The sequence below is a fragment of the Pseudomonas sp. MIS38 genome (genome assembly GCF_019891575.1).
Taxonomy (GTDB): Bacteria; Pseudomonadota; Gammaproteobacteria; order Pseudomonadales; family Pseudomonadaceae; genus Aquipseudomonas; species Aquipseudomonas putida_A.
The window spans coordinates 47,287-59,370 of the sequence record NZ_JAFLXF010000007.1; the positions used below are offsets into that span (position 1 = coordinate 47,287).

General features: G+C 59.5%; 10 protein-coding genes. 2 read left to right on the forward strand and 8 right to left on the reverse strand.

The features are described from left to right. Window positions 1-15: 15 nt before the first annotated feature. The 6 genes from J1G18_RS10350 to J1G18_RS10375 all read right to left on the reverse strand — a co-directional run bounded on the left by J1G18_RS10350 (window position 16) and on the right by J1G18_RS10375 (window position 5,630). Entirely contained in the window at window positions 16-324 is a 309-nt protein-coding gene (locus J1G18_RS10350) for a DUF2282 domain-containing protein (RefSeq protein ID WP_007969475.1), read from the reverse strand. 305 nt (window positions 325-629) lie between these two features. Then, a complete protein-coding gene (locus J1G18_RS10355) occupies window positions 630-1,331 on the reverse strand; it encodes an ABC transporter ATP-binding protein (protein WP_003222380.1) in 702 nt (233 codons plus the stop codon). Further along, window positions 1,332-2,099 (reverse strand): high-affinity branched-chain amino acid ABC transporter ATP-binding protein LivG, encoded by a 768-nt coding sequence (livG, locus tag J1G18_RS10360; protein WP_003222381.1) that lies wholly within the window; start codon window positions 2,097-2,099, stop codon window positions 1,332-1,334. Further along, window positions 2,096-3,352: a high-affinity branched-chain amino acid ABC transporter permease LivM gene (locus J1G18_RS10365; RefSeq protein WP_003222382.1), complete on the reverse strand. Its 1,257-nt coding sequence runs from the start codon at window positions 3,350-3,352 to the stop codon at window positions 2,096-2,098. Before J1G18_RS10365 ends, livG begins: the two co-directional genes overlap by 4 nt. Beyond that, on the reverse strand, window positions 3,349-4,272 hold the full coding sequence (gene livH, locus J1G18_RS10370; RefSeq protein ID WP_003222384.1) for a high-affinity branched-chain amino acid ABC transporter permease LivH: 924 nt from the start codon (window positions 4,270-4,272) through the stop codon (window positions 3,349-3,351). The genes J1G18_RS10365 and livH overlap by 4 nt, the downstream gene beginning before the upstream one ends. Before the next feature lie 230 nt (window positions 4,273-4,502). Beyond that, entirely contained in the window at window positions 4,503-5,630 is a 1,128-nt protein-coding gene (locus J1G18_RS10375; RefSeq protein ID WP_223007611.1) for a branched-chain amino acid ABC transporter substrate-binding protein, read from the reverse strand. 351 nt (window positions 5,631-5,981) lie between these two features. Between J1G18_RS10375 and J1G18_RS10380 the strand changes: the two genes are divergently transcribed. Next, window positions 5,982-6,287 carry a DUF2288 domain-containing protein gene (locus J1G18_RS10380; RefSeq protein WP_047292130.1) on the forward strand — a complete coding sequence of 102 codons (306 nt, stop codon included), beginning with the start codon at window positions 5,982-5,984 and terminating at the stop codon, window positions 6,285-6,287. 295 nt (window positions 6,288-6,582) lie between these two features. Here the strand turns inward: J1G18_RS10380 and J1G18_RS10385 are convergent, their stop codons facing one another. Then, window positions 6,583-8,781 (reverse strand): hypothetical protein, encoded by a 2,199-nt coding sequence (locus J1G18_RS10385; protein WP_027614384.1) that lies wholly within the window; start codon window positions 8,779-8,781, stop codon window positions 6,583-6,585. 195 nt (window positions 8,782-8,976) lie between these two features. Here J1G18_RS10385 and J1G18_RS10390 point away from each other — a divergent pair, with 195 nt between their 5' ends. After that, window positions 8,977-9,873, forward strand: coding sequence for an NAD(P)-dependent oxidoreductase (locus J1G18_RS10390; RefSeq protein ID WP_223007612.1), 897 nt, complete (start codon window positions 8,977-8,979; stop codon window positions 9,871-9,873). Here the strand turns inward: J1G18_RS10390 and J1G18_RS10395 are convergent. Continuing rightward, a complete protein-coding gene (locus J1G18_RS10395) occupies window positions 9,764-12,046 on the reverse strand; it encodes a putative bifunctional diguanylate cyclase/phosphodiesterase (RefSeq protein WP_223007613.1) in 2,283 nt (760 codons plus the stop codon). The genes J1G18_RS10390 and J1G18_RS10395 overlap by 110 nt on opposite strands. Window positions 12,047-12,084: the final 38 nt, after the last annotated feature.

A 12,084-nucleotide genomic window follows, 5' to 3' on the forward strand; every position in this document is an offset into this window, starting at 1 on the left:
CGGGCAGGCAATGGATCAGGACTTGGCTTTGAAGGCTTCCATCTGACCGAAACCGGTCGGCGAGGTCTTGCTCTCGGTGGTGGTGCAGGTGCCTTTCGGCACGAACTTCCACGAGTTGGCCTGGTAGTCCATCTTCGCTGTGCCGGCACAGGTAGTGCCCGCGCCCGCGGCGCAATCGTTGTGACCCTTCATGGCCACGCCGAAGCATTTTTCCATGTTGCTGTTATCGGCGGCATTGGCGCTGGAAACGGCAGTCATGCTCAGGGCGGAACCAAGAGCCAGAACCAGTGCAGCGGCGGACAGGGTGCGAGTGGTAGCAGTCATGATGTTTCTCCAGATTTGAGCTTGGGTTTTACAAGCGAAGTGCGCTTGCTTACCCCACTAGAGAACGCTCATGGCGATGCGTTACAGCGCAGTGCAAAGTTTTTTCGAAAAGATTTTCGAACACTGCAATCCACTGTGGGAGCGGGCTTGCTCGCGAAGGCGTAGTGTCAGACACCATTGATGTCGGATGACACAGCGCTTTCGCGAGCAAGCCCGCTCCCACAGGGGATCTGTGTTGGATTCAATCTATCTGCCAGGCACAAAAAAAACGGCCCGAAGGCCGTTTTTTTGTTCAGCGAAAAGGATCAACCGCCGAGGTACGCCTCGCGCACTTTCGGGTCGGTCAGCAGCGCTTCACCAGTGCCTTGCATGACCACGCGGCCGTTCTCCAGAACGTACGCACGGTCAGCGATTTTCAGCGCCTGGTTGGCATTCTGCTCGACCAGGAACACCGTTACACCGTCCTTGCGCAGCTGTTCGATGATGTCGAAGATCTGCTGGATGATGATCGGTGCCAGGCCCAGCGACGGCTCGTCGAGCAGCAGCAGTTTTGGCTTGCTCATCAGCGCCCGGCCGATGGCAAGCATCTGCTGTTCGCCGCCGGACATGGTGCCGCCGCGCTGGTTGAAGCGTTCTTTCAGGCGCGGGAACAGGCCGAGGACCTTGTCCATCTGCTCCTGATAGTCGCCCTTGTCGGTGAAGAAGCCGCCCATCGACAGGTTCTCTTCGACGGTCAGACGGGCGAACACCCGACGACCTTCCGGCACCACGGCGATGCTCTTGCGCATGATCTGCGACGAGTCCTGACCGACCAGCTCCTCACCCATGTAGCGGATGCTGCCGCTGTGCGCCTGCGGCGAACCGCAGAGCGTCATCAGCAGCGTGGACTTGCCGGCACCGTTGGCGCCGATCAGGGTCACGATCTCGCCCTGACGGACTTCGACGTTGACACTGTGCAGGGCCTGGATCTTGCCGTAGAAGGTGGAAACGTTTTCGAACTGCAGCATTTACGCTTCCCCCAGGTAGGCTTTGATCACTTCAGGATTGTCGCGGATCTGATCCGGCGTGCCGTCGGCCAGAGGCGTGCCCTGGTTGATCACGACGATGTGGTCGGAAATGCTCATGACCAGTTTCATGTCGTGTTCGATCAACAGCACGGTCACGTTGTGCTCTTCACGCAGCACGCTGATCAGCGCCTTGAGGTCTTCGGTTTCCTTCGGATTGAGGCCGGCGGCCGGTTCGTCGAGCATGAGGATCCGTGGGCGGGTCATCATGCAGCGGGCGATTTCCAGACGCCGTTGCTGACCGTAGGCCAGGGTGCCGGCGGTACGGTTGGCGAACTCTTTCAGGTTGACCTTTTCCAGCCAGTACTCGGCATATTCCATGGCCTCGCGCTCGCTCTTGCGGAACGCCGGGGTCTTGAACAGGCCGGCCAGGAAGTTGGTGTTCAGGTGACGGTGCTGGGCGATCAACAGGTTCTCGACCGCGGTCATGTCCTTGAACAAACGCACGTTCTGGAAGGTGCGAACCACGCCCTTGAGGGCGATCTTGTGCCCCGGCAGGCCCTGGATCGGCTCGCCGTCCAGCAGGATGCTGCCGCCCGATGGCTGGTAGAAACCGGTCAGGCAGTTGAACACGGTGGTCTTGCCCGCGCCGTTCGGCCCGATCAGCGCCACCACTTGTTTTTCCTTGACGGTCAGGGCCACGCCATTGACCGCCAGCAAGCCGCCGAAGCGCATGCTCAGGTTTTCGACTTTAAGAATCTCGCGGCTCATTTTCGCAACTCCATGTGTGGGCGTTGCATCGGCAGCAGACCTTGTGGACGCCAGATCATCATCAACACCATCAGCGCACCGAACATCAACATCCGGTATTCGCTGAACTCACGCATCATTTCCGGCAACAGGATCATCACCACGGCCGCGAGAATCACGCCCAGTTGCGAGCCCATGCCACCCAGCACGACGATGGCGAGGATAATCGCCGACTCGATGAAGGTGAACGACTCCGGCGTCACCAGACCCTGACGGGCAGCGAAGAAGCTCCCGGCGAAACCGGCGAAGCTTGCCCCCAGGGTGAACGCCGACAGCTTGATGATCGTCGGATTCAGGCCCAAGGCACGGCAGGCGATTTCGTCTTCACGCAGCGCTTCCCACGCGCGGCCGATCGGCATGCGCAGCAAACGGTTGATGATGAACAGCGCCGCCAGTGCCAGCACCAGGGCCACCAGGTAGAGGAAGATCACCTTGTTGATCGAGTTGTATTCGAGGCCGAAATATTCGTGGAAGGTTTGCATGCCTTCCGCCGCTTTACGTTCGAAGGTCAGACCGAAGAACGTCGGTTTCTCGATGTTGCTGATGCCGTTCGGACCGCCAGTGATATCGGTCAGGTTACGCAGGAACAGCCGGATGATTTCGCCGAAACCCAGGGTCACGATCGCCAGATAGTCACCGCGCAGACGCAGCACCGGGAAGCCCAGCAGGAAGCCGAACGTCGCCGCCATCAGACCGGCAATCGGCAGGCAGATCCAGAAGCTCAGGCCGTAGTAGTGCGACAGCAGCGCGTAGCTGTAGGCGCCGACGGCGTAGAAACCGACGTAACCGAGGTCGAGCAGACCGGCCAGACCGACGACGATGTTCAGACCGAGGCCGAGCATCACGTAGATCAGGATCAGCGTGGCGATGTCCACCGCTCCGCGGGAGCCGAAGAACGGCCACACCAGTGCACCGAGGATCAGCGCAATGATGATGTAGCGTTGGGTGGTCGGCAGGGTCAGGAAATTGCTGGCCTTGGCCGGGATCAACGGCAGGCCCGGCGAGGATTTCCACGCCTTGCTGATCTGCTGGTTGAACAGCACCCGCAGGAACATCAGCACCGAGCACACGGCGATGGTCGCCAGAATGGCCGGGCTGGTGCCATGCACTTCGAGGTTGATGCCGACGATGGTCAGTTTCAGACCGAGTACCGGGTAGGCCACGGCCCACACCAGCAAGGCACTGAACAGTGCCTGTTTAAGATTCCTAGTCATACTTTCTCAACCTCCGGACGGCCCAGAATGCCGGTCGGACGGAACAACAGCACCAGAACCAACAAGCCGAAAGCCACGACGTCCTTGTACTGGTCGCCGAAGATATCGGCGCCAAAGGCTTCCGCCACCCCGAGCACCAGCCCGCCGAGCATCGCGCCGGGGATGCTGCCGATCCCGCCCAGTACCGCAGCGGTGAAGGCCTTGAGGCCGACGAGGAAACCGGCGTTCGGGTTGATCACGCCGTACTGCATGCTCAGCAGCACGGCAGCGACGGCTGCCAGCGCAGCACCGATGACGAAGGTCAGGGCGATGATGTTGTTGGTGTTGATGCCCAGCAGGTTGGCCATCTTGATGTCTTCGGCGCAGGCACGGCAGGCGCGACCCAGGCGAGAGCGGGAGATGAACAGCGTGAGGCCGAGCATGGCGACCAGAGTCACCACGAACACCACGATTTGCATGTAGGAAATCAGCACTTCATGTGCGCCACCTGGCCCGATGGAGATGTTGCCGGGGATCAGGTTGGGGATGGATTTGTCCTTGGAGTCTTGCGCGAGCAGAACCGTGTTCTGCAGGAAGATCGACATACCGATCGCGGAAATCAGCGGGATCAGACGGTTGCTGCCGCGCAGGGGGCGGTAGGCGATCCGTTCGATGCTGTAACCGTAGGAACTGGTGACGACGATGCTCGCGATGAACGCGGCGGTCATCAACAGCGGGACGTTGTCGATTCCCATCATGGCCAGCCCGGCAATGGCGATGAACGCCACGTAGGAGCCGATCATGTACACCTCGCCGTGGGCGAAGTTGATCATTCCAATGATGCCGTAAACCATCGTATAGCCGATGGCAATCAGGGCATACGTGCTGCCAATGGTCAGGCCATTAACCAGCTGTTGGAAGAAGTGATAGATGTCAGGCATTACAGCGCTCCTAAAAACCTGATACGCATTTCACTGGTGGAGTCATTTTCCCGCCCGGCCCCGTGGATCTTTATCCACTTCGAATCCGGGTTTTGCCAGCGAACCGCTGATGACGGTTTTGAGATTTTCAGGTGGGGAGACTGGCGGATCACGCCAGCGCGGCCCATACATTCGTAAAACAAAGCCCACGGCACGCCGTGGGCTTTATTGGCAGTCAGTCAGGGCGCGCCTTACTGAGGCGAAACTTCAGTTTTCGGTTTGCCGAAGTGCCACTCGTAAACCACAAATTTGAAGTCCTTCAGGTCGCCCTTGGCGTCGAAGCTCAGGTCGCCGGTAGGGGTCTTGAAGGAGCCTGCGTGAATGGCTGCGGCCACTTTGGCCGGGTCTTCGGATTTGGCTGCGGTGATACCGCCGGCAATCACTTCAACCGCCGAGTAGGAAGGGAACACGAACGGGCCGCTCGGGTCTTCTTTCTTCGCCTTGAAGGCATCAGCCAGGGCAACGTTGGCCGGATCCTGGTCGAAGGATTTCGGCAGGGTCACCAGCAGGCCTTCGGAGGACTCTTTGGCGATCTGCGAAATGGAGTCGTTACCCACGCCTTCCGGACCCATGAACTTGGCTTTCAGGCCTTTTTCCTGGGATTGACGCAGGATCAGACCCAGCTCCGGGTGGTAGCCGCCGTAGTAGACGAAGTCGACGTTAGCTTGCTTGAGCTTGGCGATCATCGAAGAGAAGTCCTTGTCGCCGGCGTTGACGCCTTCGAACACGGCGACTTTCACGCCTTTCTTCTCCAGAGTCGCCTTGACTGCGGTAGCGATGCCTTCACCGTATTGCTGCTTGTCGTGCAGGACGGCAACGATTTTCGGCTTCACGTGGTCGGCGATGTAGTTACCGGCGGCAGGGCCCTGGGCGCTGTCCAGACCGATGGTGCGGAAGACCATTTTGTAACCACGGGCGGTGATGTCCGGGCTGGTGGCAGCCGGGGTGATCATCACGACGCCTTCGTCTTCGTAGATGTCCGAAGCAGGCTGAGTGGAGCTGGAGCACAGGTGACCGACCACGAACTTGACGCCGTCGTTGACGACCTTGTTCGCCACCGCTACCGCTTGTTTCGGATCGCACGCGTCATCGTATTCAACGGCTTCGAGTTTCTTGCCGTCGACGCCGCCCTTGGCGTTGATCTGTTCGATGGCCATTTTCGCGCCACTGAACTGCATGTCGCCGTATTGGGCTACAGGACCGGTTTTAGGGCCGGCGATACCGATCTTGATGGTGTCAGCGGCGAACGAATGGCTGGCAACCCCGGCCAGAACCATAGCGGCAAACAGTTTGGAAATCTGCTTAGTAGCCTTAGTCATAGTGCTCCACTCTTACTGTTGTAATTTTTTTGAGTTCTGGCGCCGCAGCAGCAGAACCGGGTCAGATATCTTTGCGATACCCTCCGGAAATGCCCCCGGCAACTGTACCGGTACAGTGTAGAGCGCCGGTTGTTGGCCTGGGAAGCAGGCGCCGAGGGGCAAAACTTGGGGGTGTCGCATTTTTGAATGAAAAAGACAGAATTGCGGCGGGGCTTTCGTGGGCATATATCCCAAACACCAGCATTCCTTGGCGTTCCTGCTCTTTTCGTTCGGTGAAGCCATTTGCAACCGGGTTTTTCTGCCGGACCACCGACGTTATCATTCGCGTCGATTTCTTTTCCGGACAGTCCCATGAATCAAGAACCTAGCACCCTCTATGCCAAGCTGCTTGGTGAAACCGCATCTATTACCTGGAAAGAGCTGGAGCCGTTCTTCGCCAAGGGTGCCCTATTGTGGGTCGACCCGGCTCTGGATTTGATCGCCGCCGCCGAGGCCGTGGCCTCGGATGATGGCGAGAAAGTCGCCGCCTGGCTGGCCGAAGACAAGGTCGCCAAGCTGTCTGAAACGCGGGCGCTGGATATTTTCGAACGTGATCCAGCGCTGTGGGCGGTGGTGGTGAGTCCGTGGATTCTGATCCAGGAAAGGGCGGTCGCCTGAGCTCGCGCACCTTTGTAGTGCGTGAGACCATCAGCGAAAAGTGTGTAGCCGAGTAGCGTGATGGCACGTTGCCGTAGAGAAAGGCCACAAGCGTGGGTGGCCTCACGGTGACGTAAACGTAACGGGAACAGTTTATTGAGCAGCCGGAGGGCTGCTTAATTGTTTCTGGATATTGGAAGGGCTGAGATTTTCAGGGAATTTGAGGGCCCCATCGCGAGCAGGCTCACTCCTACAGGGGAACGCATTTCAACTGTAGGAGTGAGCCTGCTCGCGATAGGGGCAACTCGGATCTGGATCAGACCGAGTAAGTCTTCCCGGTATGGTTATTCAAGGAAATAACCTTGGTCTTGCCGATCCGGTGACGGTAGATCTCGCGCAGGTACTTGATCGACTTCTTCACGCAATCGCGCGACAGGCGAATGTCGTTGATCGAGACGAACTTGTCCTTGTCGTTGATCAGCTCGCGGTACTTCTTCTCGTACATCGGCTTGATCGCGTACCAGTTGGTGTCGAGGATCTTCGCCGGGTTCTCGAACTCGTTGAGCAGATCGTCGATGCGGTCTTCGTCGAACTCTTCATTAATGATGAAGTCGAGGATCGAGTTGTCCAAAGTCTCGTCAAAACGGTACGGGGTCTTGGCGAAGCAGCGCTTGATGAACGCCACGATCAACGTCAGGAAGTCGTCCGACAGGCACGGGCTCTTGGCGATCAGGGTGGTCAGCGACAGGTTGGCCGAAGCGCCGATCACCAGCGCATAACGCTTGAGCGTGGTGTTGGGGAACAGGCTGTTGAGGTGGGTCTTCAACCGGTTCAGGTCCATGTACGACAGTTTGTAGTCCTTCGGCAACGAGACGATCGACACCACCGACGAGCAGTTCTTGAAGAAGTGCAGGTCGTGCAGCGCCGCGGCGTCGTAGCCGGAATTCTTGTACTGCTCGAGCGAGGCGCGATAGCGCTTGGATTCGATCGGCAGCAGGCTGATGCCTTCGATGGCCTGGGTGACCTTGTTGAAGTGCGGCAGGTCGATCGAGCGGAAGAACAGGTCGTCGATGTTCAGACGCTGTGGCTCTTTGTCGAAGACCTTGAACTTGTCGCTGCTCGGCGGCGGGGTTTCCGGCACCACCGATTCGGCGTAGGCAATCGCCACCGGGCCGGCCAGACTCATGAACAGGTCGTTGGCATCCAGGCGAATGGTTTCGCCGATGTCGATGCCGGCGCGGCGGAAGTAGTTCTGGTCGTAGTCGGTGGTCACCGCCTGCGCCGTCAGTATGTTGAAGATCTGCTGCGAGATGTACTGGTTGGCGTGCTTTTCCATCGCATTGACATCAATGTTCTGGATGTTGCCGTCATCGCTCTCTTCGGCGTAACGCATGATGTCGTTGGAGATCAGCATCATCGCGTTCCATGGGCGGATACGGCCCATGACGCTGGCTTCGCTGCTGTCTTCATTGGCGAAGTTGTAGGAGAAATCCCATTCCTCCGACAGGTATTTGCACAGCAGGCGGCCGGCGTTGATGTGCAGCGCCTCGGACATTTCACTGCGGTGGTCGGAAATGTTCGGCAGCACGCAGATGCCGCTGGTGAAGATCGGCTCGAACACGAACGAATGCCCGCTCTTGCCGTCGTGCTCGTCCATCGGCTTGGTGTCGAACGTCTTGTTCATGTACGAGTGCTGCTGGGCCAGGCCGAATTCCGAGGCCATGCCCGAACCGGTACCGCCGCCGGCACTGAAGATCGAGAAGTACAGGCGCGACTGGTTGGCCTTGATGCCGCAGCTGTCGATCAGGTACGAGTGGATCATTTTCCAGTCAGGGCTGGAGAAGCGCTGGGTGTCCTTGTTGAGGATGATTTTCGCCAGATACTGGCCGAGGATCGGCGCGTTACCGGCGCCACCGGCGTGGACTTCGGACAAGTCCATGATCTTCATTTTGCTGTAATCGCGCAGGAAGCCGCTTTTCTCGCCCTTGCGCGAGAAGCGGATGCGCCCGGCGATGTCCTTGTCGAGGTCGCCGAGCATCACCAGCGGTTCGACGAGGAACACCGGTTTGCTCGACTTGTTGGTGCCGATCCGCAGGTTGTTTTTGATCCACTGCGCCGGGCTGTAGCCCTTGTCGGCCAGACGGCGGTCAGCAGCGCGGTCTTCGTTGTTGAATTCGTTGAGGTAGAACTTGCGCGCGTTGTACACCAGCTCCGCGACGTCGAGTGCGATGTTCGAGCCGCAGCGACCGAGGCCGATCAGGCACACCGACGGAAACTCCTGATCGTTGTGCTGTTCGTTGTCGCCTTCCAGGTGCGGTGGACGCGGGAACACCAGATCACGCAGGCCATCGAGGTTGTCGAGGATGCGGTCGGTGTTGGTTTCGGTGTAGTACAGATATTGCTGAGTGCCCAGCGGGCGCGAGGGAGGCAATGGCTTCGATGATGACGGGCTGTTTGCGGCAGGGCTCAGGGTCAGATCGGATACCGCAGTGGCGGGATTGTTTTTAGAAGTCATTGTGCGCCATATACCTGGACTGGTTGGTCCGCTGACCAGTGTCAGCGAGCCTCACGGAATAAGATCTCGCGTCTTTTATTGCGCGAATTTGGCCCGGGCGTCAGGGGCTTGGCCTGATCGTCGCACGGGGGAATCCTTTCCTGATCGCTCATGAATCGGCCATTATTCAGTGATCTTTAATCAAAAAGAGGCGAAATGATGTCAACGCTCCCTTCGTTGGGTTTTGCCGGAATCGGCCTGATGGGCCTGCCGATGTGCCGCCGTTTGCTGGCTGCCGGCTACCCGTTGACCGTGTGGAATCGCAACCCGGTCAAGTGCGCGCCACTGGTCGAAGCCGGCGCCCGGCAGGTAGCAAGCCCCGCTGAACTGTGCGAACACGCGGACGTGGTGATGCTCTGTCTGGCCGACACGGCGGTGGTGCGCGAGGTGGTGTTTGGCGCCGGGGGTGTCGCTGAAGGTGCGAAAAGCGGCCAGTTGCTCGTGGACTTTTCCAGCCTCGAACCGACCGCTACCCGCGAAATGGCCACCGAGTTGGCCGACAAGACCGGGATGAGCTGGCTCGACTCACCGGTGTCCGGCGGCGTGGTGGGTGCCGAGGCCGGCAGTCTGGCGATCATGGTCGGCGGTGCGGCGGCGGATCTGGAGCGGGTGCGCCCGGTACTGCTCAGCCTCGGTCAGCGCGTCACGCACATGGGTGGCATCGGCGCCGGGCAGGTCACCAAGGCTTGCAACCAGATGATCGTCGCCTGTAATGCGCTGGTGATCGCCGAAGTAGTGGCGCTGGCCGAACAGGCCGGGGTCGATGCGAGCCTGATTGCCGAAGCGCTGGCCGGTGGTTTTGCCGATTCGAAACCGTTGCAGATCCTCGCCCCGCAAATGGCCGAGAGCCGTTTTGAACCGGTGAAATGGCACGTGCGCACGCTGCTCAAGGACCTCGATACCGCAGTGAAATTCTCCCGCGAACAAGGCTCGGCCACGCCGATCAGCGGATTGGCCGCACAATTGATGCGCCTGCATGGGGCGCAGGGCTTTTTGCAGAAGGATCCAGCGACACTGGTACAAATGTACCGCGCGCCAGACTCAACGGATTGACCGCGTGCGAGTGTTTGCGCTGATTGATTTCTTCCAGCACCGGGCGTAACTCGTCCAGCGGCACCGGGCGGCTGAGCAGGTAGCCCTGAATGAAATCGCAGCCTGAGCGCTCAAGAAATTCGTACTGTTCCAGGCTCTCCACGCCTTCGGTCACCACCTGCAAATGCAGGGTGTGGGCCATGACGATGATCGCCTGGACGATCTCCATGTCGGCGGTCGCCGTGGGAATGTCGAGGATGAACGAGCGGTCGATTTTCAGCGTATTGAGCGGCAGGCGCTTGAGGTAGGCCAGCGACGAATAGCCAGTGCCGAAGTCGTCGATCGACAGCGACACCCCGAGGGCGCGGATCTGCCGCAGCAGCACCAGGGTGTTGGCGATGTTGCCCATCAGCGCGTTTTCGGTGACTTCCAGTTCCAGCCGTTCCGGCGCAACGCCAGCGCTGCGCAGTGCGCTTTCGATCTCATCGGCCAGCTCTTCCCGGGCAAGGTTGAGCGGCGAGCAGTTCCAGGCGATTTTCAGGTCGTTGCAGCCATGCCGCGTCAGTTCGCCAAGGTCAGTGCAGGCCCGGCGCAACACCCAGTTATCCAGTTCGGCGATCAGGCCATTGGTTTCGGCAATCGCGATGAAGCGATCCGGGGCCAGCAAGCCATGCACCGGATGCTGCCAGCGGATCAGCGCTTCGAGTTTGGTCACTCGACCGGTTTTCAGTTCGAAGATCGGTTGGTAATACAGCGTCAGCCCGTTTTCTTCGCGCAGGGCCTGGCGCAGTTCTTCTTCCAATTGCAGTTCGAGGCTGGCGCGGGTCTTCATGTTGGCACTGAAAAAATGCAGGCCGTTACGCCCGGCGCCCTTGGATTGATACAGCGCCAGATCCGCGTGCTTGAGCAGTTCTTCGCAGGTGGTGCCGTCGTCCGGGAACAGGCTGATGCCGATGCTGGTGGTCATCACCATACGGCGGCCGGCCAGTTCGATCGGCTCCTTCATTTTCAGCATGATCCGTTGCGCCATGTTGCGCGCTTCCTCACGTTCACGCAGGCTGATCAGGATGCAGAACTCGTCACCGCCGAAGCGGGCGACCACGTCTTCATGGCTGCGCACCGAGCCTTTGATGTGATTGGCGATGACTTTGAGCAGGGCGTCGCCGGCGTCATGGCCGAGGCTGTCGTTGATTCGCTTGAAGTGGTCGATGTCGAGAAACATCACCGCGAGCATGCCGCCTTCGTTGGTTTTCTGGCTGAGTTTCTCGGCGAAAAGCTGGTTGAAACCGCGGCGGTTGATCAGGTTGGTCAGCGCGTCGTAATTGGCCACTTGTTGCAATGACATCCGCGCCTGATCGAGCTGGCCGAGCAGGGCGTTGACCCGGCGCAGATCCTGCTCCTTGTTCTGCAGTTTCTTGTCGGCGAGTGCCGCGCTGATCGCGCTGCCGAGAATCAGCAGGATGATCAATGCGACGGTCAGGCCCAGTTGCAGGTAATTGGTTTCGCCACTCAGGGGCGGCACTGCGCCCTCGGGCACCACCAGATGCAACGCGGCCATGCCGGTGAAGTGCATGCTGATGATGCCGGCACCGAGGATCACTGCGGCGGTGTATTTGAGCAACTGATGAAAACGGCCGCTGCCTTCACGCAGATAACCGGCGACCCACAGCGCGGCGAAGCTGGCGCCGATGGCAATCACGATCGACAGGCAGAACAGCAGCGGCTGGTAATACGCAGTGGCCACCGAGTGCATCGCCGCCATGCCGACGTAATGCATGCCGGCGATGCCCAGGCCAATAACGATCGCGGTTTTCAGGTACTGCATCAGCGAGGGATGAGGCACGCTCAGGGTGTGCATCGCCAGCCATGAGGCGAGCAGGGCGATCACCAGGGAAAACAGAGTGGTGGCCAGTTCGTAATGGATTTCCAGCGGCGCCTGGAATGCCAGCATGGCGATGAAGTGCATGGCCCAAATGCCGCCAGCCAGGCAGGTGGCGCCGATCCAGCGCCAGACCCGTTGCGAACCCGGATCTTCGGCGTGGCCAACCCGCTCGGCCATGTCGAGGGTGGCAAAACTCGCGGCGCAGGCGACCAGATAGGCCACCAGCACCAGCAAGGGATTGTGTGTGCAATCGAGAATGACCTGCCCGCTCTGCGGCAGCTCGGTAACAAACTGCAAACCAAGCCACTCCATAGCATCCCCGTCTGTGAAGTCGTCCCTGCTGCGTCAGC

What these genes read in the sequence shown, in the direction of transcription:
- J1G18_RS10350 (WP_007969475.1), bottom strand. Translation starts at nt 324, where the DNA reads ATGACTGCTACCACTCGCACCCTGTCCGCCGCTGCACTGGTTCTGGCT.
- J1G18_RS10355 (WP_003222380.1), bottom strand. Translation starts at nt 1,331, where the DNA reads ATGCTGCAGTTCGAAAACGTTTCCACCTTCTACGGCAAGATCCAGGCC.
- livG (WP_003222381.1), bottom strand. Translation starts at nt 2,099, where the DNA reads ATGAGCCGCGAGATTCTTAAAGTCGAAAACCTGAGCATGCGCTTCGGC.
- J1G18_RS10365 (WP_003222382.1), bottom strand. Translation starts at nt 3,352, where the DNA reads ATGACTAGGAATCTTAAACAGGCACTGTTCAGTGCCTTGCTGGTGTGG.
- livH (WP_003222384.1), bottom strand. Translation starts at nt 4,272, where the DNA reads ATGCCTGACATCTATCACTTCTTCCAACAGCTGGTTAATGGCCTGACC.
- J1G18_RS10375 (WP_223007611.1), bottom strand. Translation starts at nt 5,630, where the DNA reads ATGACTAAGGCTACTAAGCAGATTTCCAAACTGTTTGCCGCTATGGTT.
- J1G18_RS10380 (WP_047292130.1), top strand. Translation starts at nt 5,982, where the DNA reads ATGAATCAAGAACCTAGCACCCTCTATGCCAAGCTGCTTGGTGAAACC.
- J1G18_RS10385 (WP_027614384.1), bottom strand. Translation starts at nt 8,781, where the DNA reads ATGACTTCTAAAAACAATCCCGCCACTGCGGTATCCGATCTGACCCTG.
- J1G18_RS10390 (WP_223007612.1), top strand. Translation starts at nt 8,977, where the DNA reads ATGATGTCAACGCTCCCTTCGTTGGGTTTTGCCGGAATCGGCCTGATG.
- J1G18_RS10395 (WP_223007613.1), bottom strand. Translation starts at nt 12,046, where the DNA reads ATGGAGTGGCTTGGTTTGCAGTTTGTTACCGAGCTGCCGCAGAGCGGG.